Source organism: Rhodoligotrophos sp. CJ14, assembly GCF_038811545.1.
GTDB lineage: Bacteria > Pseudomonadota > Alphaproteobacteria > Rhizobiales > Im1 > Rhodoligotrophos > Rhodoligotrophos ferricapiens.
Genome location: NZ_CP133319.1, coordinates 3,162,529 through 3,186,324, shown reverse-complemented (window position 1 = coordinate 3,186,324; position 23,796 = coordinate 3,162,529). Strand labels below are relative to the sequence as shown.

At 62.0% G+C, this 23,796-nt stretch carries 24 protein-coding genes; 17 read left to right on the top strand and 7 right to left on the bottom strand.

Translation table 11 applies throughout. The features are described 5' to 3' along the window. Positions 1-35: 35 nt before the first annotated feature. From RCF49_RS14825 to RCF49_RS14810, 4 genes are all read left to right on the top strand, one after another. Positions 36-788, top strand: a complete 753-nt coding sequence (locus RCF49_RS14825) for an SDR family NAD(P)-dependent oxidoreductase (protein ID WP_342640578.1) — start codon at positions 36-38, stop codon at positions 786-788. 36 nt (positions 789-824) lie between these two features. Next, positions 825-1,274: a PaaI family thioesterase gene (locus RCF49_RS14820; RefSeq protein ID WP_342640577.1), complete on the top strand. Its 450-nt coding sequence runs from the start codon at positions 825-827 to the stop codon at positions 1,272-1,274. Between the two features lie 316 nt (positions 1,275-1,590). Then, positions 1,591-1,998 (top strand): nucleoside diphosphate kinase regulator, encoded by a 408-nt coding sequence (gene rnk, locus RCF49_RS14815; RefSeq protein ID WP_342640576.1) that lies wholly within the window; start codon positions 1,591-1,593, stop codon positions 1,996-1,998. Between the two features lie 39 nt (positions 1,999-2,037). Continuing rightward, the gene (locus RCF49_RS14810; protein ID WP_342640575.1) at positions 2,038-2,952 is read left to right on the top strand and encodes a glutaminase; all 915 of its coding nucleotides are present in this window, start codon (positions 2,038-2,040) and stop codon (positions 2,950-2,952) included. Positions 2,953-2,983: 31 nt separating this feature from the next. Here RCF49_RS14810 and RCF49_RS14805 read toward each other — a convergent pair whose 3' ends face one another. Then, positions 2,984-4,219 (bottom strand): NAD(P)/FAD-dependent oxidoreductase, encoded by a 1,236-nt coding sequence (locus tag RCF49_RS14805; RefSeq protein WP_342640574.1) that lies wholly within the window; start codon positions 4,217-4,219, stop codon positions 2,984-2,986. A gap of 98 nt (positions 4,220-4,317) precedes the next feature. Between RCF49_RS14805 and obgE the strand changes: the two genes are divergently transcribed. The 13 genes from obgE to RCF49_RS14740 all read left to right on the top strand — a co-directional run bounded on the left by obgE (position 4,318) and on the right by RCF49_RS14740 (position 17,686). Further along, the gene (obgE, locus tag RCF49_RS14800; RefSeq protein ID WP_342640573.1) at positions 4,318-5,370 is read left to right on the top strand and encodes a GTPase ObgE; all 1,053 of its coding nucleotides are present in this window, start codon (positions 4,318-4,320) and stop codon (positions 5,368-5,370) included. Continuing rightward, the gene (gene proB / locus RCF49_RS14795; protein ID WP_342640572.1) at positions 5,367-6,500 is read left to right on the top strand and encodes a glutamate 5-kinase; all 1,134 of its coding nucleotides are present in this window, start codon (positions 5,367-5,369) and stop codon (positions 6,498-6,500) included. Before obgE ends, proB begins: the two co-directional genes overlap by 4 nt. Continuing rightward, on the top strand, positions 6,487-7,779 hold the full coding sequence (locus RCF49_RS14790) for a glutamate-5-semialdehyde dehydrogenase (RefSeq protein WP_342640571.1): 1,293 nt from the start codon (positions 6,487-6,489) through the stop codon (positions 7,777-7,779). Before proB ends, RCF49_RS14790 begins: the two co-directional genes overlap by 14 nt. 18 nt (positions 7,780-7,797) lie before the next feature. After that, positions 7,798-8,406: a nicotinate-nucleotide adenylyltransferase gene (locus tag RCF49_RS14785; RefSeq protein ID WP_342640570.1), complete on the top strand. Its 609-nt coding sequence runs from the start codon at positions 7,798-7,800 to the stop codon at positions 8,404-8,406. Between the two features lie 206 nt (positions 8,407-8,612). Further along, positions 8,613-9,014 carry a ribosome silencing factor gene (gene rsfS / locus RCF49_RS14780; RefSeq protein WP_432807291.1) on the top strand — a complete coding sequence of 134 codons (402 nt, stop codon included), beginning with the start codon at positions 8,613-8,615 and terminating at the stop codon, positions 9,012-9,014. 60 nt (positions 9,015-9,074) lie between these two features. Further along, complete coding sequence (gene rlmH / locus RCF49_RS14775; RefSeq protein ID WP_342640569.1) at positions 9,075-9,557, top strand: 23S rRNA (pseudouridine(1915)-N(3))-methyltransferase RlmH; 483 nt, start codon at positions 9,075-9,077, stop codon at positions 9,555-9,557. A gap of 171 nt (positions 9,558-9,728) precedes the next feature. Further along, the gene (locus RCF49_RS14770; protein WP_342640568.1) at positions 9,729-10,973 is read left to right on the top strand and encodes a murein hydrolase activator EnvC family protein; all 1,245 of its coding nucleotides are present in this window, start codon (positions 9,729-9,731) and stop codon (positions 10,971-10,973) included. Beyond that, positions 10,974-12,302 (top strand): S41 family peptidase, encoded by a 1,329-nt coding sequence (locus RCF49_RS14765; protein ID WP_342640567.1) that lies wholly within the window; start codon positions 10,974-10,976, stop codon positions 12,300-12,302. It begins immediately after the preceding gene. Positions 12,303-12,601: 299 nt separating this feature from the next. Then, positions 12,602-13,615 carry a divergent polysaccharide deacetylase family protein gene (locus RCF49_RS14760; protein WP_342640566.1) on the top strand — a complete coding sequence of 338 codons (1,014 nt, stop codon included), beginning with the start codon at positions 12,602-12,604 and terminating at the stop codon, positions 13,613-13,615. Next, positions 13,605-14,114, top strand: a complete 510-nt coding sequence (locus RCF49_RS14755) for an RNA pyrophosphohydrolase (RefSeq protein WP_342640565.1) — start codon at positions 13,605-13,607, stop codon at positions 14,112-14,114. Before RCF49_RS14760 ends, RCF49_RS14755 begins: the two co-directional genes overlap by 11 nt. A 126-nt stretch (positions 14,115-14,240) precedes the next feature. After that, the gene (locus RCF49_RS14750; RefSeq protein WP_342640564.1) at positions 14,241-15,203 is read left to right on the top strand and encodes a TAXI family TRAP transporter solute-binding subunit; all 963 of its coding nucleotides are present in this window, start codon (positions 14,241-14,243) and stop codon (positions 15,201-15,203) included. An 18-nt stretch (positions 15,204-15,221) separates the two neighbouring features. After that, a complete protein-coding gene (locus RCF49_RS14745) occupies positions 15,222-17,276 on the top strand; it encodes a TRAP transporter permease (protein ID WP_342640563.1) in 2,055 nt (684 codons plus the stop codon). Further along, positions 17,273-17,686 carry a DUF1850 domain-containing protein gene (locus RCF49_RS14740; protein ID WP_342640562.1) on the top strand — a complete coding sequence of 138 codons (414 nt, stop codon included), beginning with the start codon at positions 17,273-17,275 and terminating at the stop codon, positions 17,684-17,686. Before RCF49_RS14745 ends, RCF49_RS14740 begins: the two co-directional genes overlap by 4 nt. Here RCF49_RS14740 and RCF49_RS14735 read toward each other — a convergent pair. The 6 genes from RCF49_RS14735 to RCF49_RS14710 form a co-directional block, all read right to left on the bottom strand. Beyond that, a complete protein-coding gene (locus RCF49_RS14735) occupies positions 17,683-18,501 on the bottom strand; it encodes a ferritin-like domain-containing protein (protein WP_342640561.1) in 819 nt (272 codons plus the stop codon). The genes RCF49_RS14740 and RCF49_RS14735 overlap by 4 nt on opposite strands. Before the next feature lie 90 nt (positions 18,502-18,591). After that, positions 18,592-19,002, bottom strand: a complete 411-nt coding sequence (locus RCF49_RS14730; protein WP_342640560.1) for a F0F1 ATP synthase subunit epsilon — start codon at positions 19,000-19,002, stop codon at positions 18,592-18,594. Positions 19,003-19,147: 145 nt separating this feature from the next. Then, complete coding sequence (gene atpD, locus RCF49_RS14725) at positions 19,148-20,638, bottom strand: F0F1 ATP synthase subunit beta (RefSeq protein WP_342640559.1); 1,491 nt, start codon at positions 20,636-20,638, stop codon at positions 19,148-19,150. Positions 20,639-20,700: 62 nt separating this feature from the next. After that, the gene (locus RCF49_RS14720) at positions 20,701-21,594 is read right to left on the bottom strand and encodes a F0F1 ATP synthase subunit gamma (RefSeq protein ID WP_342640558.1); all 894 of its coding nucleotides are present in this window, start codon (positions 21,592-21,594) and stop codon (positions 20,701-20,703) included. Positions 21,595-21,647: 53 nt separating this feature from the next. Then, positions 21,648-23,180 (bottom strand): F0F1 ATP synthase subunit alpha, encoded by a 1,533-nt coding sequence (atpA, locus tag RCF49_RS14715; protein ID WP_342640557.1) that lies wholly within the window; start codon positions 23,178-23,180, stop codon positions 21,648-21,650. Next, entirely contained in the window at positions 23,180-23,740 is a 561-nt protein-coding gene (locus RCF49_RS14710) for a F0F1 ATP synthase subunit delta (protein WP_342640556.1), read from the bottom strand. The genes atpA and RCF49_RS14710 overlap by 1 nt, the downstream gene beginning before the upstream one ends. Between the last annotated feature and the right edge of the window lie 56 nt (positions 23,741-23,796).

The following is a 23,796-nucleotide window of genomic DNA, read 5'->3' as shown; positions in this document are numbered from 1 at the left end:
AGACGCGGACGAGATCTCGCCAGGACGCGCATGCGATGCTGACATTCGATTTTTCCGGGAAGGCCGCGGTCGTGACCGGGGCTGGTGGCGGTATGGGGCAAGCGATCGCGCGCGCCATGCTGAAGGCCGGCGGCATGGTCGCCATGCTCGACCTGAAGCCGGAGCCTGAAGGATACGGCCAATTCGGCGAGCGGGCGATCTATGCGAGGGGCGACCTGACCGATGAAAGCTTTGTCCGCAGCACCATCGATGATGCGGCACGGCGGTTTGGGCGGCTCGACTATCTTGCCAATGTTGCAGGCGTACTCTGGTTCGGTCGTGACAAGTCAGCCCTGGAGATGGATCTCGCCGTCTGGGATCAGGTTTTCGCCATCAATCTGAAAAGCATGGTGCATACGGCCAGAGCAGCGGTGCCGCACATGCGCGCAAGCGGAGGCGGCGCGATGGTGCATTTCTCGACCATTCAATGCCTGCGGGGCGATCCCTTGCCACAGGATGCCTATTCCGCCTCCAAGGCTGCGGTGGGCGCATTGTCACGATCGCTTGCCATGCAGCTGGCGGCAGAGAATATCCGCTCCAATGCGATCTATCCTGGCCCTACGCAGACGCCGATGCAGGCACGCTGGGATACGCCGGAAAAGGTCGCTTCGGTTGGCAGCCATATCCCGATGGGCCGCGTCGGCCGTCCGGAGGAGATCGCCAATGCGGCACTCTTCCTTCTGTCCGATGGCGCATCCTACATCACCGGCATCGATCTCATCGTCGATGGCGGTATGCTGCTGAAGTAAGCATCAGGACAAGCGGCCTCAGTTGGGCGAGCAACCATGAATCTCTTTCAGGAATTGGATCGGGAACTCTCAGGACTCGAGCAGATGCAGGCGCTCATCCGTGCCGGCGGGCGGGCTCCGATTGGAGAAACGCTAGAATTCCAGCTGGTAGAGGTTGGAGACGGGCTCGCGGTTTTCGAGGGCACGCCTGGACCCCATGCCTATAATCCGGTTGGATCCGTTCATGGCGGCTATGCTGCCACTCTGCTTGATTCCGCCTGCGGCTGTGCCGTTCACACCAAATTGTCGGCTGAACAGGCCTATACCACGCTCGAGCTCAAAGTGGCCTATCACAAGGCACTCACTGCGAAGACCGGCACCGTGCGCGCAGAGGGGCGGGTGCTCACCATAGGACGGCGTGTGGCGTTCTCCGAGGCAAAGCTGGTGGATAGCGCGGGCGCGCTCTATGCCTCGGCAACATCGACGCTCCTCGTGTTCGCCCGCTGACACTCCACCTCTTCAGCAATGGCAAACCCGCCGTATCCCTTGACAAACTGCTTAGAAAGCACCAGCCTTCTTACTATGAAGGCGCTGATGAAAACGACCCGAGCCCTGTTTCTGCGAGTACATCCGATCGCGGGCTAGTGCCCCCTCGGCTCGGCCTTTTGCGCTTCCGGGCCGAGGGTCCGAACCACCTTCTGCAAATGAGCGCATCGCCGAGACAAGCCCGGTCATCCGCTTAGAGCCAGCCGCAAATCGGCGTCCACATCCCCCTCTACAACGGCAGCAACGGCCCCGTGAGGCCGATCGATAGGATTCGACCATGCGCAAAGACGCACATTCGGCCAGGAAACCAAAGATCATCATCAGCACCAGTGATTACGACCGGCTGACCAGGCTCGCCAGCAGTGCGGCAGGCACAATGGCCGAGATTGCCGAGGAACTGCTCTCGGAACTGGACCGCGCGAAAGTCGTCGCAGATCGCGCAGTGCCTGCCGACGTGGTGCGGATGGGATCAACCGTCAGCTATCGTGCGGACAATGGCCAGGAGCGCAAGGTGAAGCTGGTCAATCCGGGCGAGGCAGATATTGCTGAAGGCAAGATCTCGATCATGACGCCGATCGGCACCGCCCTGATCGGTCTCAAAGTCGGCCAATCCATCGACTGGGTTGGCCGCGACGGGCATTCCCATCAGCTGACGGTTCTCGCGGTCGATCAGCCAAGCGCTTGAGCCAGCAGGGTTACTGACGAGAGACGTGCCGATCGCCGCATGCTGGACGACGTGCTCAGAACGGTCGCCGAAGAGGTGAAGCCGCAGTTCGGCCGCGGCAAGGTTGCGGATTATATTCCCGCCCTCGCCAGGGTGCGCAGCGACCATTTCGGCATGTGCGTCGTCGATGTTGCGGCAAGAGAGGCCTCGGTGGGCGAGGCCTCCGAACCCTTTTCCATTCAGAGCATCGCGAAGGTCTTTGCGCTGATGCTGGCTCTGCGCGTCCATGGTCACGATATCTGGACGCGTGTGGGGAAAGAGCCGTCCGGGTCTCGCTTCGACAGCCTCGTCCAGCTGGAATATGAGGGGGGATGGCCGCGAAATCCGTTCATCAATGCGGGCGCGCTGGTGGTCGTCGACAGCCTCATGCGCCGGCACCGACGGGGCGCAGACCGGGTGGTTCTCGACTATGTGCGGGTGCTCGCGCAGAATTTCACGATCGAGATCGATGAGGACGTGGCGCGATCAGAGCTGGCGACCGCGCATCGCAACGCGGCGATCGCCCATCTGCTCAAGAGCCATGGCACAATCGACAATGATCCGCTGCAGGTGCTGGAGGCCTATTGCCGGATCTGCGCCTTGCGGATGAGCTGCCTCGACCTTGCCCGCGCCTTTCTGCCTCTGGCTTGCCGCGGATATTCGCCTGCGCTTGGTGAGGACGTGATGACCGAACAGCAGGCGCGCCGGGTCAACGCGATCATGATGACCTGCGGCATGTATGATGCGGTGGGCAGCTTTGCCTTTCGCGTGGGGCTCCCGGCCAAGAGCGGTGTGGGCGGCGGCATAATCGCCATCGCACCGGGTCATAGCGCGATCGCCGTCTGGTCGCCCGAGCTCGATCGTTCAGGCAATTCGCTGGTGGGGACGGCGGCGCTCGAAGCCTTTGTGCACCTCACCAAAGTTTCTGCGATGTGACTGGAGCGCAATCTTCTCCGCTGTTCAGCGTTTATGCTCGGTTAAGCCAGCGCTCAATCCCTACTGCCGCAGCCATACCTGTCGCGAAGCTCGCCTGAAGCAGGTAGCCGCCGGTCGGTGCGTCCCAATCGAGCATCTCCCCGGCCACGAAGGTGCCGGGGATGGCTCTGAGCATGAAGTTCTCATCAATCGCCGAGAAGGAAACCCCGCCGGCGGTTGAAATCGCCCGCTCCACGGGTTGGACACCCGTTACGGTGAGCGGCACTGCCTTGATGAGCGCGGCCAACTCAGCAGGTTCAGCAGGCAGGCTCGCAGAGGCCTCCCGCAATAAACCAATCTGGATCGGCTGCAGGCTTAGCGTCTTTCGAAGCGCGTTGCTGCGCGATTCACCCTTACGCTGGCGCGAAAGGCGTTCGGCTAGTCTCTCGACCGAGAGCTCCGGGCGGAGATCGATCTCCAGCACGGTGCTCGCGTTCTCCTCCAAGGCGCGCCGCAGATGTGAGGATAAGGCGTAGATGGCCCCACCCTCCAGACCATAGGCGGTGACCACCGCCTCGCCGCGAACCCTTGTTCCGGAATGATTGACTGCAATATTCTTCAGCGGCTGGCCGACGAAACGGCCGCGAAACGGCTCGCCCCAGGCGACATTGACGCCCATATTGGATGGCGCCAATGGAGCAAGTTCCACCCCGCGCCTGGCGAGATGGTCTACCCAGTTGCCGTCCGAGCCGAGGCGCGGCCAACTCGCCCCGCCAAGCGCCAAGAGCGTCGCGTCCGCATGAACGCGCAAGGGCAGGCCGGAAGGGTCGCTGAACAGAATGGCGCCCTCGTCCCACCCAATCCACCGGTGACGCGTAAGAATGCGAACACCCTGATGTGCGAGCCGCGCAAGCCAGCTGCGCAACAAGGGTGAGGCTTTCATCGCCCGCGGAAACACACGACCACTCGAGCCGATGAAAGTCTCCTGGCCCAAGGCCTCGGCCCAGGCACGCAAGATTTCGGGCGGGAATGCGCTGACAGCATCGATGAGGTGCCATGACGTCTCGCCATAGCGCTGCAGGAAGCGTTCGAGCGGTTCGCTATGGGTGAGATTGAGCCCGCCACGCCCGGCCATCAGCAGCTTGCGGCCTACGGACGGCATCTGGTCGTAAACGGTCACCTGGTGGCCGGCGGCACTGAGCCGCTCGGCGGCCATGAGGCCAGCGGGACCTGCGCCGATAACGGCAATGGAACGCTTTTCTGTTGGTGTGGCCCTATTGGTCGTCATGGCAATGCTTGTCAGCCATCCCGATATATCGGGCAAGCCCAAAGCACGTGGCATAAGCGCCCCTTTGCGCGGCGCTGCAAACGGGATAAACACCGCGCATGAAATTCCTGGACCGCGCAAAAATCTACATCCGATCAGGCGATGGCGGAAACGGCTCCGTCAGCTTCCGGCGCGAGAAGTTCATCGAGTATGGCGGCCCCAATGGGGGTGATGGCGGACGCGGCGGCGATGTCTGGGCGGAAGCGGTCGAGGGGCTGAATACGCTTATCGACTATCGCTACAAGCAGCATTTCAAGGCGCAGCGTGGCACGGACGGCATGGGTCAGAACCGCACCGGACCATCGGGTGAGGCCGTGGTTCTAAAGGTTCCTGTGGGCACGCAGATCTACGAGGAGGATGGCGAGACCCTGATCGCCGACCTGACCGAGCCCGGCCAAAGGGTGCGGCTCGCCACCGGTGGCAACGGGGGCTTTGGCAATACGCATTTCAAATCGTCGACCAATCGTGCGCCGCGCCGGGCCAATCCTGGATTGCCAGGCGAGGAGCGCTGGATCTGGCTGCAGCTCAAGCTGATTGCCGATGCCGGCCTGATTGGCCTGCCCAATGCAGGCAAGTCGACGATGCTGGCCGCTGTCACCGCCGCCAAGCCGAAGATCGCGGATTATCCGTTTACGACCCTGTCGCCGGTGCTCGGGGTGGTCAATGTGGATTCCAACGAATTCGTGCTCGCCGATATTCCTGGGCTGATCGAAGGTGCGCACCGGGGCGTAGGGCTCGGCCATCGCTTTCTAGGGCATGTGGAGCGCTGCGCAGTTCTCCTGCATCTCATCGATGCAACGCAGGATGATCCGGTCTCAGCCTATCGCACGGTGCGGGATGAGCTGCAACTTTACGGCCAAGGCCTCGCGGACAAACCCGAGATCGTGGCCTTGAACAAGGCCGATGCGCTGTCCACTGAGGACATCGAGGAGAAGCGCAGGCTTCTTGCCAATGAAATCGGCAAGCCGGTGCTGCTTCTGTCAGGCGCGGCAGGCCTTGGCGTGCAGGACGCGATGCGCGAGCTCTTCCGCTTCATCACCGATGAACGGCGGCAACGCGGGACAAAGTCTGAAGCGCAGCCCGAAGACCATCGCGAGAGTTGGCAACCATGACACGTCTCGATCAGGCGAAGCGGCTGGTCGTCAAGATCGGCTCGGCATTGCTCGTCAACAGCAACGGCCAGCTGAACCGGCCGTGGCTTACCAGCCTTATCGATGATCTCGCGCGGCTCAAGGCCGCGGGCGTCGAGACGCTCATCGTCTCGTCCGGGGCGATCGCCTTGGGGCGCCGGACCTTGGGGCTGCCGCGGCGGCCCCTGAAGCTTGCGGAAAGCCAGGCGGCGGCCTCCGTCGGCCAGATTGCGCTTGCGCGCGCCTATCAGCAGATTTTGGCCGAGCATGGCTATGTGGCCGCGCAGATCCTGCTCACCCTTCACGACACCGAGGAGCGCCGCCGCTATCTCAATGCGCGATCCACGATCGCCACCTTGTTGAAGCAGGGCGCCGTGCCGGTCATCAACGAGAATGACACGGTGGCAACCTCCGAAATCCGCTACGGCGACAATGATCGGCTGGCGGCGCGGGTCAGCAGCATGGTTTCGGCGGATTGCCTGGTGCTCCTGTCCGATGTGGACGGGCTTTACACGGCAGCACCGGGGTCCGACAGCGATGCCACGCTCATTCCGGAAGTGCACGAGATCACGCCGGCCATCATGGCCATGGCCGGCAAGCCCGTCAGCGGTGTCGGCTCCGGCGGCATGATCACCAAGATCGAGGCGGCGCGCATCGCCGTTGGCGCGGGGGCTCATATGGTCATCGCGTCGGGGCGCCACATGAACCCGCTGCGCCGTATCGATGACGGCGCGCCATGCACCTGGTTCCTGGCCAAGGCCTCGCCGGTTGCTTCCCGCAAACGCTGGATAGCCGGCGCACTCGAGCCGGCCGGTCGCCTGATCGTGGACGATGGGGCGGCCAATGCCTTGCTCGATGGGCGCAGCCTTCTGCCGGCCGGCGTCAAGCGGGTGGAGGGTTCATTCGCGCGCGGTGATACGGTAAGCATCTGCACTTTGTCGGGCTCGGAGATCGCGCGGGGGCTTGTGGCCTATGACCGGGTTGATGCAGAACGCATCGTGGGCGCACGCAGCCATGAGATCGAGGAACGGATCGGCTGGCGTGGCCGCGACGAGATGGTCCACCGCGATGATCTCGTGATCATTGGGAGTTTTCATCATGAAGCTGGCTGAGAGGGCGGTGGCAGAGACAGCCACTCTCGATGAGGTGATGGCCGAGATCGGTCATGCGGCGCGCGCCGCTGCAGCGGTGCTCGCCAGGACGCCGGCCAGTCAGAAGAATGAGGCGCTCGCGGCGATGGCCGCAGCGATTCGCGATGCCAGGCCGACCATTCTTGCCGAGAATGAGGGCGACGTTCGCCGCGCCAATGCTGCCGGGCTTGCGGCCTCCTTCATTGACCGGCTGCTCCTTACGCCAGCGCGCATCGAGGCGATGGCGAAGGGGCTGGAAGAGATTGCAGCTCTGCCGGATCCGGTCGGTGAGACCATGGCGAGCTGGCAGCGGCCCAATGGTCTGGCCATATCGCGGGTGAGGACTCCCATCGGGGTCATCGGCATTATCTACGAGAGCCGCCCCAATGTGACGGCCGATGCAGGTGCGCTCTGCCTGAAATCAGGCAATGCGGCCATTCTGCGTGGCGGCCGCGACGGGTTCGCCACGAACCAGGCCATCGCGCGCTGCCTTGCCGCGGGTCTTGCAAAGGCCGGCTTGCCCGAAACAGCGATCCAGTTGGTGCCCAGCACAGATCGGGCAGCGGTGGGCATGATGCTGGCAGGGCTCGACGGCCATATCGATCTCATCATTCCGCGCGGCGGCAAGAGCCTGGTTGCGCGCGTGCAATCGGATGCGCGGGTGCCGGTGTTCAGCCACCTGGAGGGCATCTGCCATGTCTATGTGGACAAGGATGCCAATTCCGACATGGCGCGGGATGTGGTGCTGAATGCGAAGATGCGCCGCACCGGGGTCTGTGGCGCTGCCGAAACGATCCTCGTGGATAGCGGCGGGGCCGAGGCGCATCTCAAGCCGCTGGTCGCGAGCCTCATCAGCGCCGGGTGCGAGGTGCGCGGGTGCCCTCGCACCCAAGCCGCCGACCCCCGGGTAAAGCCCGCCAGCGAGGCCGACTGGTCAACGGAATATCTCGACGCCATCGTCTCCATGCGGGTTGTCGACGGTGTGGACGAGGCCATGAAGCACATCGCCCGTTATGGCTCGCAGCACACGGAAGCGATCATTACCGATGATGCTGAGACGGCGGAGCGTTTTCTGGCAACCGTCGACAGCGCCATCGTGCTGCACAATGCCTCGACGCAATTTGCCGATGGCGGTGAGTTCGGCATGGGCGCCGAGATCGGCATTGCCACGGGCAAGCTGCATGCGCGCGGGCCGGTGGGCGTGGAACAGCTCACCACATTCAAATATGTGGTCCGCGGAAGCGGCCAGACCCGCCCGTGAGCATTGAGCCTTTTTGGAATGGCCCCCCTTCCCTTTCCGCTGCCAGCGGTCAACCCCAAGATGCGTATCGGCATTTTCGGCGGGTCGTTCAATCCCGCCCATGCCGGGCATGTCGCCATCGGGCAGGAAGCGCTCAAACGTCTGAAGCTTCATCAGCTCTGGTGGCTGGTCTCGCCGCAAAATCCGCTGAAGGACAGCGCGGAAACGGATGATTTCGAGCGTCGCGTCGCCTTGGCAGAGCAGCTGGCCGGCCATCCCAGGGTCAAGATCCTCACCCTTGAGAGACGCCTCGGGACCAGCAACACGGCGGCCACGTTGCGTGCGCTCCGGCCTTTGCTGGCCTGCGGTCAGTATGTCTGGGTGATGGGGGCGGACAGTTTTGCATCCCTCCACCGGTGGAACAATTGGCTGCGCATCCCGTATACGCTGCCACTCGCCGTTTTCGATCGACCCGGCTACACCCTGCAGGCGCTGCACTCTCCCGCAGCGCAAAGACTCGCGCCCTATCGCATCGACGCCGAAGACTGCGCCGTGCTGCCCGGCCACCGCACGCCGGCCTGGAGCTTCATTCCGATCCCACGACGCCCCGACAGCTCCACCGCGCTCCGCCGCCGGCTGAAGCGGTAAAATAACATCAAGCGCTGTTATTTCGCAGTCGTGTTACGGCCCTACTATTGCACATCGCGCGAGGGGCGCTAATCTATGGGAGTCAGATGGAGTATGAATATCGTGGCGTTACCTCGTGCGTAAGTCATCTCAACACGGACATCGCGATGCGGGCAGCATCGTTCGGGTAATGGCGCCGGGAAAGGATCATAGCCCTGACAGTTAATGTGAATAGGCACGATGCCGCTGCGCATCGTGTGGAGAATGGAGTGCTGCCGGAGGGTGGCATTTCAAAGTTGGTAGCCTCGGTTCGCGAATCTCTCGACGATTCCAAAGCCGAAGATGTGGTCGCAATCGACCTTGCTGGCCGAACACCGATCGCCGATTACATGGTCATCGCCTCAGGCCGATCTGACCGTCATGTTGGCGCGATCGCCGAGCAGCTGGTTGAGAACCTCAAGAAATCCGGCCAACAGGACATCCGCGTGCAAGGCCTGACCCATTGCGATTGGGTGCTGGTCGATGCAGGCGATGTGATCGTCCATATTTTCCGGCCGGAGGTTCGCGAGTTCTACAATCTGGAGAAGCTCTGGTCGGCCAATGCTCCGGTGGAGCGGCGGGTCGGATAAGCGCAGGACGAACGGGACGAGGCCACCAGCTGAAAAGCCCATAAGGGGGCCTCAGTTCGCATGCGCGTGTCGATTGTTGCGGTTGGCCGGCAGAAGCGCGGGCCCGAACAGGAATTGTTCGAGATTTACCGAGGCCGAACCCTTGCGCAGGGCCGGGCGCTCGGCATCAGCGAGATCGCGCTTAGGGAATTGCCGGAATCTGGCGCACAAACCTCGGCGCTCCGTCGGGAGGATGAAGCGCGCAGGATCCTCGGCCAGATCGATGACCGCGCGGTGGTCGTCGCGCTCGATGAGCATGGACGGGAGTTCACGAGCGAAGGCTTCGCGCAGGCCCTCCAATCCTGGATTGAGACAGGCGCACCAGAGGTGGCCTTCCTGCTGGGTGGCCCCGACGGTCATGGCGAAGCGGTGATGTCCCGGGCGCGGTTTATCGTGGCGCTCGGACGAATGACCTGGCCGCACGGGCTGGCGCGAGTGCTGCTCGCGGAGCAGCTTTACCGTTCGGTTACCATTTTGCTCAATCATCCTTACCACAGGGGTTGATCCTGCAGGCTGCCGTTGCGACGGCACGATGACCGTGCACAAGGTGACGTCGAAAGCATGCCGCCCGCAATGAGATCTGGTCTTGTTCGCGAAAGACGCAGATGGAGCCGCCGGGGTCTGTCGAGACTACCCCTTTCTCCGCGCAAACCGATGAGACTGCGATCCCTTCTCTTGTTCGGCACGATCCTTGCTTCTGCACTGGCAGTTGGCCCGCTTGCGATGGCGGAGACTGCGCCCGATGAGGGTCCTTCCTTCGAGGAGCGCGCCAAGCAGAACGAGCTCGAAACGCTGAAAGGCGAGCTAGAGCAGCGGAACGCACGGCAGGCAGAACTGAGCGCCAAGCTGGTGGAGCTGGAGAAGGAATCCGCAGCGCTGTCAAAGCAGCTGGTAGAGCTCGCGGCGCGCATCCAATCCAGAGAAGGTGCGATCACAGCGGCAGAGCAGCGCATGGTTGGCTTTGACGGACAGGCGAAGACGCTGCAAAACCGGCTGGCGGACCGGCGGAATTTCCTGTCGGAGCTCCTCGCCGGGCTGCAGCGGCTCGAGCGCAACCCGCCACCCGCGCTGGCGGTGAGACCTGATGACGCGCTCGAGGCGGTGCGCGGCGCCATGCTCATGGGCGATATTATCGGCCAGCTGAAGGCGCAAGCGGACGCGCTCGCGGCAGACCTTCAGCATCTGGAGGAGCTGCGCCGGCGGATGTTGCGGGAAGGCGAGGTGCTCGAGACCAATATTGTGGGACTGCAACAGGAGCGAAAAGAAATTGCCGCAGTCCTCGCACAGAAGCAGTCTCTGGTGCAGGCCACCACGCAAGAAATAGAAGAAGAGCGCAAGCATGCCTCGGCGATCGCTGCCCGCGCAGAATCCCTTAGGGATCTGCTGCGAAAACTGGAATCGAACCGGCTGGCGGAGGCTGAAGCGCGGCGAAAAGCTGAGGAACAACGACGCCTCGCCCAAATGACGCCGCAAATTCCATTCACTCGTGCTAAAGGGAAAGTGAACTTCCCGGCGCAAGGCGCGGTGCTAAGACATTATGGAGACGACAACGGTTTCGGTGGTCGCAGCCAAGGCGTCTCGATCGCGACCCGCTCAGAAGCCCAGGTAACCGCGCCAATTGATGGTAGGATTGAATACGCCGGGTCATTCCGCAGCTATGGGGAAATCTTGATCCTGGATGTTGGCGAGGATTATCATATCTTACTGGCCGGACTGGAGCGGTTGATGGTACAGACCGGACAGTTCGTGCGAGCAGGCGAGCCTGTAGGCGTCATGGGTAAAGAGCCGGCTCGCGCAACGCTGATCGGCGACCGTATGGGAGATCCCCGGCCGATCCTTTATATTGAGTTTCGGAAAAACAGCGATACGATCGATCCTGCGCCCTGGTGGGCTGGAACGGGTAGAGAGGCACGGAAGTAAATGCGCAGCAAGTTTCTCAGCGCAGTCGGCTATGGGGCTGTCGGCGCTATCATCGCGACCGTCGTGTGGAACGGTGCCTCCGCCCTGGACGCCGCAACCTCGTCCAAGACGGATACTTATCGCCAGCTCAATCTCTTCGGCGACGTGTTCGACCGGGTGCGCTCTGATTATGTGGAGGCACCGGACGAGGAGAAGCTGATCGACTCTGCCATAAACGGCATGCTGTCTTCATTGGATCCGCATTCGAGCTACATGAACTCGGAGCGCTTCCGCGAGATGCAGGTGCAAACACGTGGCGAGTTTGGCGGGCTCGGGATCGAGGTCACCATGGAGAACGGCCTGGTCAAGGTCGTCTATCCCATCGAAGACACCCCGGCCTCGCGGGCAGGCATCAAGCCCGATGACTTCATCATCGGGATCGATGGTCAGGACGTGATGGGCCTCACCCTGAACCAGGCCGTCGACATGATGCGCGGCCCGGTGAACACGCCGATCAAACTGACACTCCAGCGCCAGGGCACTGACAAGCCGATCGAGGTCGAGCTGAAGCGCGCGATCATCCGGATCCGGGCGGTTCGCTCAGAGCTCGAGGGAGATATCGGCTATATCCGGCTGACCTCGTTCAACGAGCAGACCCAGGAGGGCCTGGAGCAGGCCATCCAGGATGTGAAGAAAGAACTCGGCGACAAGGTCAAGGGCTATATCATTGACCTGCGGAACAATCCGGGAGGCTTGCTGGATGCAGCCATCTCGGTTTCCGACACGATGCTCGATCGCGGCGAGATCGTCTCGACACGCGGCCGGAACGCCGATGAGACGCAACGCTATAACGCGCAGCCCGGCGACATGCTCGACGGTAAGCCCGTGGTGGTCCTCATCAATGGCGGATCAGCCTCCGCGTCCGAGATCGTGGCGGGTGCTCTGCAGGATCACAAGCGCGCCACGCTGATCGGCACGCGTTCCTTTGGCAAGGGCTCGGTGCAGACGATCATCCCAATGGGTAGCTATGGTGCGCTCCGTTTGACCACCGCCCGCTATTACACACCTGCCGGCCGGTCCATCCAGGCGCAAGGCATTGATCCTGACGTGAAGGTTGAGCAGGACGTGCCGGAGGATCAGGCAAGCCAGCTTCAGCCCCGGGGCGAGGCAAGCTTGCGCGGCCATCTCCATAATGACAACGGCACCGAAGAGGCTTCCGGCTCGTCGGCCTATGTCCCGAAGGAGAAGGAAAAGGATACTCAGCTGCAATATGCGCTTAACTATCTGCGTGGGGGCGCGGTGAGCGAGGCCACGAAGCAAGTCGCCAAGCCGGCTGTGAAGGCCAACTGACGACCCGATAGAGCTATGGTTTTGGAATGGGGTAAGCCGCCTGCTGGCGGCTTGCCCTATTTTCGTCCAGAGGACCAGGACCGGGCAGGTCCGCGCCGACCACATCTTGCGGGTCGGGCAGAGCCGTCCAGGAACCACCTCAGAGGCGAGCGATGCAGTTTGGCGGCGAATGATAGACGGCCACCGGGACAATGTCGGATGACCTTAGGACGCCCCTCAAACCGAGATGGGCACAGCGTGGATCTGAAAAGTCTGTTCTGACACTGCTTCACATGGCAATGGGCGCGCTGGCGGCGCTCATGATCGTGGTTTTTGTCTGGCTCATGCTCGCTCATGATCCGGATGGAGGACAGCCTCTCGTCGTCGTCGACATCGAGCGCGCGGATCAGCTCACCACGGGCTCGGTCGACGGTACTGCGGCATCGCAGGATATCCAGACCGATCAGACCGATGGCCACGCCTCGCCAGGCAGCGCTCCCTATTCTCGCTTCGATGGCGGCAATCCCGATTTGATCGAAACCAGCCGGTATGGCCCGCTGCCGCGCGCTACGGCAGACAATACCCCCCTTTCCGCCTATGCGCGCCCGCTATCCCAAGCACAAGCAGGTGCGAGCCTGCCCAAGATCGCGTTCATCATCGGTGATCTCGGACGCGATCCCAGAGGCTCGGCGACTGCGGTCAACCTGCTTCCAGCCGATGTAACCCTGGCCGTGTCCGCCAATAGCCCACATGCACAAGCCTGGCTGAACGAGGCGCGGGCAGAAGGGCACGAGGTCCTGCTCCAGACCGGCTCCGAGCCGGGTGACGGATTGGCATCACCCGCAGCAGGGGGCCATCTGATCCTCAGCACAACGCGATCGACGCCCATCGAGAAGCTGCACTGGCAGATGAGCCGGGCCGTTGGCTATTTTGGAATCGCAAGCACGCTTCACAGTACTGCCCGCGCCGACATCCCTGAGCTGGCATCCATATTTCACGACCTCCGGACGCGTGGGCTCGGCTATTTCGAGCTGGGAGGACCCGGCACTGCCGTTCAGAATATTGCACAAGCGGCGGGGCTTCATTATGCAGAAGCCGATCTCGTCATAGATGCTCAACCCTCGCCCGCGGCTATCGAGGCCTCTTTGAACCGACTCGTCGAAATTGCGCGAGTACAAGGGATTGCCATTGGCAGCGGTTCGGCCTCGCAAATGACCGTGGAACAGTTGTCACGGTGGCTTGAGCGGCAGAACCAGAAGAGCTTTGTGGTTGTGCCCGCAAGCGCCGTATTGGAGACCCCCACCATGAAGAACGCTTCCGACCATGCTCGATGATTCGGTGATCGCCGCCATGCCCTACCGGCCTTGTGTCGGAATCATGCTCGTCAATCATGAGCACAAGGTTTGGATCGGCCGACGCGTGCCCAAATGGGAGTGCGACGGCGGCGCAGAACTTTGGCAGATGCCGCAGGGCGGCATCGATGAGGGCGAGGATCCGCGCGAGGCGGCATTCCGGGAGCTCTATGAAGAGGTTGGCACCCGCCATGCCGCAGTCATGGCGGAAACCGAGGGATGGCTGCAGTATGATCTGCCCCGGTCCGCCATCGGCAAGGCACTGAACGGGCGCTATCGCGGCCAGAAGCAGAAGTGGTTTCTGATGCGCCATCAGGGCAAGGACACCGATTTCAACCTCATTCCCACCGATGGCGGCGAGATCGAGTTCGATGCTTGGCGGTGGGTGGAAGTCGAAAAGGTGCCTGGCCTCGTTGTGCCATTCAAACGCCAGGTCTATGAGCAGGTCGTCGCTGCCTTTGCGCCTTATCTGAAGAAATAAGTCCGCGCCCCCGTCTTATTTGCGGCTGCAGAGGCAAAATTGTGACTTAGCCATAAGGATGGCTGGAATCGCATGTGAGACGCGATATCATCGCCCAAAGCTCAGAACAATTTGGGGGAAACGGTGATGATCCTGCTCACACGCCGCCATATCCTTGGAAGCATTGCGGCGCTCGCTGGAACAGTGGCGCTTCCCGGCTCCGGCCGGTCCGCCGAGTTCATCAATATCGCCACAGGCGGCACGAGCGGTGTCTACTATCCGCTCGGTGTTGCACTCTCGAAGGTCTATGGCTCCGTCCTGCCCGGCGCCAAGATCTCTGTGCAGGCAACCAAAGCCTCGGTCGAGAACCTCAATCTCGTTCAGGCCGGCCGCGCCGAGGTCGCCTTCAGCCTCGCAGACGCAGTTGCGGATGCGTGGAATGGCGAAAAGGAGGCTGGCTTCAACACGAAGCTGACCAAGCTGCGCGCGATCGGCGGCCTCTACAACAACTATGTCCAGATTGTTGCGTCCGAAGCCTCGGGCATCAAGACTCTGGCCGATCTCAAGGGCAAGCGCATCTCGGTCGGTGCGCCGCGCTCCGGCACGGAGCTCAACGCGCGCGCCGTGCTCGGGGCTGCGGGCATCACCTACAAAGATTTCAGCAAGGTCGAATATCTGCCGTTCGGGGAGTCGGTCGACCTGATGAAGAACCGCCAGCTCGATGTCACGCTGCAATCAGCAGGGCTCGGCGTGTCATCAATCAAGGACCTCGCGACGTCCCTGCCAATCGTCGTGGTGCCCGTGCCCGAAGACATTGTCCGCAAGATCGGCAACCCCGCTTATCAGGCCAGCGTGATACCGGCTGGGACTTATGAGGGACAGAAGGCCGATGCGCCAGCGGTGGCCATCACCAACATCCTGGTGACCCGGGAGGATCTGCCCGACGAGACAGCCTATCAGCTGACCAAGTCGATGTTCGAGCATCTCAGCGATCTCGCCGCTGCCCACTCAGCTGCCAAGGCCATAGATGTGAAGAAAGCGGCTCAGAGCCTGCCCATTCCGCTGCATCCAGGGGCTGAGCGCTATTACAAGGAAGTTGGCGCTCTGTAGCACCGACTTGGAAGACCGATGCCATCGCCATCAGAGCAAACCAGCGAATTCGCTTCTCCGGTAAGCGGAGAACAGGGCTTCTTGTCACGGAGAGTGCTCTATTTCTGCGCCGTGGCCTTTTCGCTGTTCCAGATCTGGACCGCAGCCTATAGTCCGCTCTCGAGCCTGGTGGTGCGCTCGGTGCATGTGGGCTTTCTGCTGCTCATCATCTATGGAATGGCAGCGGCCAGGGCCGAGGGCCGCTTGCAAACCGGCCTGTTCTGGCTGATCGGCGGCATCGGCTTTGTGCTCGGCCTCTATCATTGGGTGTTCGAAACGGACCTGCTGCTGCGGGCCGGCATGCCCACCCCCACCGATCTCGCGGTCGGCGTGGCTGTCATCATCCTCGTTTTCGACGCGACCCGCCGCCTGATGGGCTGGGCGCTGCCGATCCTGTGCGGCATCTGCCTTGCCTATGGTCTGTGGGGCGAATACCTGCCCGGCGCACTTGCCACCCGCGGCTATGGCTTCGATCAGATCATCGAACAAATATTCCTGGGCACCGAAGGCATTTACGGCACCCCCATCTACGTTTCGGCCACTTATATCTTCCTGTTCATCCTTTTCGGCACGTTCCTCGAACGGGCAGGAATGATCAAACTGTTCACCGATGTCTCGATGGGGCTGGTGGGCCACAAGAAGGGCGGGCCGGCAAAGGTTGCGGTGCTGTCGTCGGCGCTGATGGGCACGATCAATGGCTCTGGCGTGGCCAATGTGGTGACCACCGGACAATTCACCATCCCGCTGATGAAGCGTTTCGGCTACTCGCCCGTGTTCGCGGGCGCGGTCGAGGCGACCTCCAGCATGGGTGGCCAGATCATGCCGCCAGTGATGGGGGCGGTGGCCTTCATCATGGCCGAGACGCTGGGGCTGCCTTATATCGAGATCGTCAAAGCCGCGATCATCCCCGCGCTCCTCTATTTCGGTGCGGCTTTCTGGTCGGTGCATCTCGAAGCGGGCCGGAAAAAGCTTTTAGGCATAGCCAAAGAGGATTGCCCCGATCCCTGGCGGGCGATTCGCGACAAGTGGTATTTGATCCTGCCGCTGACAGTGCTGATCTATCTGCTGTTCTCAGGATACACACCGCTGTTTTCGGGCACGGTCAGCCTGTTCCTCACGCTTGTTCTTATCCTTGGCGCGGCGGTCGCGTTCAACTTGAGCGGAACGACGCTGCGGGTGATCTTCTGGATTGTCCTGGGGCTCCTGTGTGGCTCGTTCTTCGAGTTCGGCGTATCGGGCGTACTTCTCGTGGTGCTCGGCCTCATTCTCGCAAACCTGGTGACCAAAGGTGGACGCGAGACCTTGCGGTTGTCGATCGACAGTCTGGCAGAAGGTGCGCAGCACGCGGTCAGTGTGGGCATTGCCTGCGCTATCGTCGGCGTGTTGATCGGAATCTTCACCCTGACCGGTGCGGCAGTGCAGTTTGCCGAGATGATTCTTGCCTTCGGCCAGAACAACCTGTTCCTCAGCCTGGTGCTGACCATGCTGGCCTGCATACTTCTGGGAACGGGGCTGCCCACCATACCCAATTACATCATCACCAGCGCGATTGCCGCACCGGCGCTCCTGGAATTGGGGGTACCGCTGTTGGTCTCGCATATGTTCGTGTTCTATTTCGGCATCATGGCCGATCTGACGCCGCCCGTGGCGCTCGCAGCCTTTGCCGCGGCGCCGATTGCGCGCGCCTCGGGCATGGCCATAGGTTGGCAGGCGACCCGCATCGCCATACCCGGCTATGTCGTGCCCTTCATGGCAGTCTATGATCCCGCCCTGATGCTGCAGGGGGGGAACTGGCTCGATTCGGGCTATATGGTGGTGAAGGCGGTGCTGGCGATTATCCTCTGGGGTGGTGCAATGGTCGGATTCCTCCGGGGCCCGCTGCTCTGGCCTGAGCGGATCTTGGCCGCGGCTGCAGCCTTTCTGCTGGTCCTTGCCGTGCCGATCACGGATCAGATCGGCTTCGGCCTTACCGCCGCGTTCCTCATATGGCATTGGTGGCGCTCGCGGGATGTCGCGTTGCGGCAGACCGCATGAGCCTTTTGTGCCTGGTGGCCGGAGCCGTCACCGTGGCGCTCAATCTGCCGCAAGACCGGTTTACCTTGTCCTGGACCCATTCAGTGGAAAAGCTGCGGTGGGAGGAGACCTATCTCGTGAGCCCCGACGGGCTCCTTCTCCAGGAGGCACGGGTTCGCGGCTCCGGTGCGGGTATGGAGCCGCCGGAAGGGGCGCGGCTGATGGATGACGGATCATGGCGATATGAGCCGAAGCTTCCGGTCTTGCCCGAACTCTCTCTAGCGGCATCGGGCTATACTGATGATTACCTTCTCTGCGCCAATGCCCTGTGCCGGCCGCTCGGCTCAATTCTCGGCCCCGGCCCGAACGGGGTAATCCTGAAGCCCTGCCCGCACGGGACCAAGACTAATACACGGCTTTCGCCGGATTAAACCGCTGTCTTCGCAAGCTTCTGCTGCTGCTTCGACATATACCACCAGGCCAGAGCTTGAATTCTCGTGGTTATGAAGCCGTGCGGGTCCAAGCCGCCCGCCTTGGCCACCATGGAAATCAGGCGGTCCATGTGCTGGCGCTGATAAACACCCATGGCGCGCTTCTGATAGGCATCCGCAAAGGTCTTACGGTGATAAGGGACCTCGCTATTGGCGGGGTAGTTTGCGCAGTAATAGGCCCCCGCCAGCTCGTCATCGTCTGCTTCGTTCACCCTGCCCACGGCAACCTTCAGCCGCCCAAGGACGCCCGGCAGCTCGGACTGATATTTCTTATAAATTTCATAGAAGCAGCGGTAATGGGCGAACTCGTCCGCTGCCATGAAGGTGACGATCTGCTTGAGACAGGGCTCGTCCGTGCGATCCTTGATCGCGGTATAGAAGGAGGAGGTGCCGCTCTCGACCACACAGCGCGCGATCATCTCGCCGGCCTTGGAGCCGCGGCGCGATTCCTGTGCTGCGGTATCAATGCTCTGGATCTTGCGGAAGCGCTCGAAAGCGCCTTCGAAGTCGAAGCTGGGGTCAGCGAGCTTTGCCCAAGCGGCAAGAGCACGACCGTGCTGTGCCTCTTCCCTGCCCCATTGCTCGATATTCTGCTGGACCGCCTCGTCGTCGTGAAAGACGTTGCAGAGATAACTCACGTAGTCCGGAGCGTTGAACTCGACCAGGGCGGCGGCTTTGACCGCCTTCAGGATCTCTGGATCAACCTTGCTCTTCTCGAAGGCACCCCAGTTGATTCGATCCAGGGTCCAACGCATGGTTCCATGGCCGCCATGCATGGTCTGGCACCTCCACGGCTCCGGATGCCGCAATGGCGCGGCACCCTTTCCGATTCGTGAATGTGCTTATTATACAGTGGCAGAGAGCGCCGACTCCACCTGCCTCAGGTGATCGAGAACCTCTTGGGCCTTGCGCCGTCTCTCGTCGTCGGTTGCATCAGAGACATCCTCTTCAGCATCCTTGATGCGCTGTGCGAAAGCGGCTCGATCGAGCTCGGCGAGCGGAATTGCCTCTTCGGCAAGGACGGTCAGCCCTTGCGGATTGATCTCCGCAAAGCCGCCACGCACAAACATCCGTTCCTCCCCTCCGCCATCCTTGCGGACAAGGAGCAAGCCGGGCTTGAGGGTGGTGATCAGCGGCGCGTGGCGGACGAGAACGGTCATCTCGCCCTCGCTGCCGGGGATGGTAACCTGCTCGACATCGCCGGAAAAGAGCAGCCGCTCCGGCGACACGAGTTCGAAGTGAAGCAGTTCAGCCATTAACCGGCGATTCCTTTGCCTGCTCGCGGACAGAAGCGTTTTCGCTATTTTCCGACCGCGAAACCGCTCCAGGGTTCTTGCTTGGTGGCATTTTCTTCAGACGGACAGCATGCCGCCTGGCCGAAAATGCTCAGGATTGCGTGGCTCAGGCTGCCTCAGCAGCGAGCTTCTGCGCCTTCTCCACCGCTTCCTCGATGGTGCCAACCATGTAGAAGGCTGCTTCCGGCAGGTGGTCATACTTGCCATCGCACAGGCCGGCAAAGCCCTTGATGGTGTCCTCGAGGGCCACGAACTTGCCGGGAGCGCCGGTGAAGATCTCAGCCACATGGAAGGGCTGCGACAGGAAGCGCTCGATCTTGCGGGCGCGGGACACAACCAGCTTGTCTTCTTCGGAAAGCTCGTCCATGCCCAAAATCGCGATGATGTCCTGAAGAGCCTTGTAGCGCTGAAGGATCTCCTGCACCCGGCGCGCGACCGTGTAGTGCTCTTCACCGATAATACGAGCATCCAGCATGCGCGAGGTGGAGTCGAGCGGGTCGACCGCGGGGTAAATGCCCTTCTCGGCGATCGAGCGCGACAGCACGGTCGTCGCGTCCAAGTGAGCGAAGGAGGTGGCCGGGGCCGGATCAGTCAAGTCGTCGGCGGGCACGTAAATGGCCTGCACCGAGGTGATCGAACCCTTATTGGTGGTGGTGATGCGCTCCTGAAGGGCGCCCATATCGGTCGCCAGCGTCGGCTGATAGCCCACGGCCGAAGGAATGCGGCCCAAGAGAGCGGACACTTCCGAGCCCGCCTGGGTGAAGCGGAAGATGTTGTCGACGAAGAACAGCACGTCCTGGCCCTGGTCGCGGAAATATTCCGCAACGGTGAGACCGCTCAGCGCAACACGGGCACGCGCACCGGGCGGCTCGTTCATTTGGCCATAGACGAGGGCGCATTTGGAGCCCTCACCGCCGCCCTTCTTGTTCACGCCGGATTCGATGAACTCGTGATAGAGGTCATTGCCTTCGCGGGTGCGCTCGCCCACACCGGCGAACACGGAATAACCGCCATGCGCCTTCGCGATGTTGTTGATGAGCTCCTGAATGAGCACCGTCTTGCCCACGCCGGCGCCGCCGAACAGGCCGATCTTGCCGCCCTTGGCGTAGGGCGCGAGCAGGTCCACCACCTTGATGCCGGTGATGAGGATCTCCGCTTCCGTCGACTGATCGACGAATTCAGGGGCCGGCTGGTGGATCGCGCGGGTTTCCTGCGAGTCGATGGGCCCGGCCTGGTCAACAGGCTCACCGATGACGTTCATGATGCGCCCAAGCGTGCCGGGGCCGACGGGCACCACGATCGGCGCACCGGTGTCTACCACTTCCTGGCCGCGCACGAGGCCTTCGGTGGAGTCCATCGCGATCGAACGGACGGTGTTCTCACCGAGATGCTGGGCAACCTCCAGCACCAGCCGCGTATCACCGTTCTTGGTCTCGAGAGCGTTCAGGATCTCCGGCAGGTGATCATCGAACTGAACGTCGACGACCGCACCCGTCACCTGACGGATCCGGCCGCTCGGATTGTTCGGCTGCTTGGCATCGGCGGGCCTTACCCAGGTGGTCTTCTTGGTCGTAGGAGCGGTTGTGGTGGTCGTCATCGGTCAATCCCTGTTTTGTCCAGTGCTCGCGCGTGTTCGTATCAGCCGCGTGGGCGCGCGGCTTAGACAGCTTCGGCGCCGGAAATGATTTCGATAAGCTCCTTGGTGATCATCGCCTGACGGGTGCGGTTATACCTCAGCGTCAGCTTGTTGATCATCTCACCGGCGTTGCGGGTCGCCGCATCCATCGCCGACATGCGCGCGCCCTGCTCGCCGGCCGCGTTCTCCAGCAATGCACGGAAGATCTGCACCGAGACATTCCTGGGCAGGAGCTCATCCAGGATCTCCGTCTCTTCGGGCTCATACTCGTAGATCGCCCCGCCGAGATCGAGCTTGGGAGCATTACCCGCAGCATTCGCATCGATCCGGGCCGGTATGAGCTGAACCGCAGTCGGCTTCTGGGTGATCACGTTCTTGAAATTCGAATAGAACAATGTGGCGACATCGAACTCGCCGGCATCGAACATATCGAAAATCTTGCGGCTCACGAGCTGCGCTTCACCAAAGCCGAGACGGCGGACGTTGCGGAACTCGATCGTGTCGATGATCTGCTTGCCAAAGCTCCGACGCAGAGCATCGCGGCCCTTGCGCCCGACACAGAGGATCTTGACCGTCTTGCCCTGATTGACGAGCTGCAGGGCATGATCACGGGCGAGCTTGGCGATGTTGCTGTTGAAGCCGCCGCACAAGCCGCGCTCGGCGGTCATGACGATCAGGAGATGCACCTGATCCCGGCCGGTTCCCGTCAACAGGCGCGGTGCAGCGCCATCGGCATTGAGCCCGCTGGCGAGATTGGCCAGCACCGCCTCCATACGCTCGGCGTAGGGGCGCGCCGCTTCGGCGGCCTCCTGCGCACGGCGCAGCTTGGCGGCGGCGACCATCTGCATCGCCTTCGTGATCTTCTGCGTCGAGCGGACGCTGGAGATCCGGTTTCTGAGGTCCTTCAAGCTCGGCATTCAGCCGCTTTCCTCTGCTCGGTCTTTGACGGATCGCGTTGCTGGCGCTGGCGTCAGGCCGCGAAGGCCTTGGAGAAACTGTCGACTGCAGCCTTCAGCTTCTCGGACGTTCCCGCGCTCAGTTCCTTCTCGGTCCGGATCGTGTCGAGAATGTCCTTGTGCTTATCGTGCATGAAGCGCAGGAGCTCTTCCTCGAAGGCACGCACCCTGCTCACCGGCAGTCCGTCGAGATAGCCGTTCACACCGGCATAGATCACAACGACCTGCTCCTCGACCGCAAGCGGCGAGAACTGCGGCTGCTTCAACAGCTCGGTCAGGCGCTGGCCACGGGCGAGAAGACGCTGGGTTGCGGCATCGAGGTCGGAACCGAACTGAGCGAAGGCTGCCATCTCGCGATACTGGGCAAGCTCGCCCTTAATGCGGCCGGCAACCTGCTTCATGGCCTTGATCTGAGCGGCGGAGCCCACGCGGGACACCGACAGACCGACGTTCACGGCCGGGCGAATACCCTGATAGAACAGGTCCGTCTCAAGGAAGATCTGGCCATCGGTGATCGAAATGACGTTGGTCGGAATATAGGCCGACACGTCGTTCGCCTGCGTTTCCACCACCGGCAGCGCCGTGAGCGAGCCTGCGCCATAGTCATCGTTCAGCTTCGCCGCGCGCTCGAGCAGGCGGGAATGCAGGTAGAACACGTCGCCCGGATAGGCTTCGCGACCGGGAGGACGACGCAGCAGCAGCGACATCTGGCGATAGGCGACGGCCTGCTTGGAGAGGTCGTCATAGGCCAGCAGCGCGTGCATGCCGTTGTCACGGAAGAACTCACCGATCGTGCAGCCCGTGTAAGGCGCGAGATACTGCATCGGGGCCGGATCAGAGGCCGTCGCGGCAACGACGACCGAATACTCCAGCGCGCCATTCTCTTCGAGCGTCTTCACCAGCTGCGCCACGGTCGAGCGCTTCTGTCCGCAGGCCACATAGACGCAGTAGAGCTTCTGCTTCTCGTCGCCAGCGGCGTTGACGGATTTCTGGTTCAGGATGGTGTCGAGGATGATGGCGGTCTTGCCGGTCTGGCGGTCGCCGATGATCAGCTCACGCTGGCCGCGGCCGATCGGGATCAGAGCGTCGATGGCCTTGATGCCGGTCTGCATCGGCTCATGCACCGACTTGCGGGGGATGATGCCGGGCGCTTTCACGTCAACGCGGCGACGCTCGCTGCCGACGATCGGACCCTTGCCGTCGATCGGGTTGCCGAGCGCGTCGACCACGCGGCCGAGCAACCCCTTGCCGACGGGCACCTCCACGATGGCGCCGGTGCGCTTGACGACATCGCCTTCCTTGATCTCGCGGTCGGAGCCGAAGATCACGATACCGACATTGTCCACCTCGAGGTTCAGGGCCATGCCCCGAATGCCGTTGGTGAACTCGACCATCTCACCGGCCTGAACATTGTCCAGTCCGTAGACGCGGGCGATGCCGTCACCGACCGACAGGACCTGGCCGACCTCGGAGACTTCCGCCTCACGGCCGAAGTTCTTGATCTGCTCCTTGAGGATCGCGGAAATTTCCGCCGGACGGATATCCATCACCCTACCTCTTTCATGGCAATACGAAGATTCTGAAGTTTCGTGCGAAGCGAGCCATCGATCATGCGGCTTCCCACCTTGACGATGAGGCCGCCGAGGATCCCCGGCTCAACTTTGGTGTCGATCTGTACGTCCCGGCCAACGGACGCCTTGAGCGCCTGCTTGATGCGGTTCACCTGATCCTCGCTCAGAGGCTCGGCGGACGTGACCTGGGCGGTTTCCTCGCCGCGATGGGCTGCGACGAGCTTGCGATAGGCGGAAATCATGTCGCCGATTGCGAACAGGCGGCGATTGCGTGCAGCCAGCGAAATGAAGTTCGCGGCCAAGCCCGTTATATTGGCAGCGCCCAGCACTGCTGCAACCGCCCGCGACTGCTCTTCCGGCGTGAAGACCGGGCTGCGGACGACGCGCGCAAGATCGGGCGATTCAGCCACGAGCGCGGCGAACCGATCGAGATCACTGCCGACCGTATCCAAACTGCCCTCGGAGAGCGCGAGCTCAAACAGGGCGGTTGCGTACCGCCCCGGCATGCCTTCCACTGTCGAACGCGTTGCCGCCACCTTGACCTGTCTCTTCACAATAATCCGGCCGGTTCGCGCATATTCAGAAACACGAA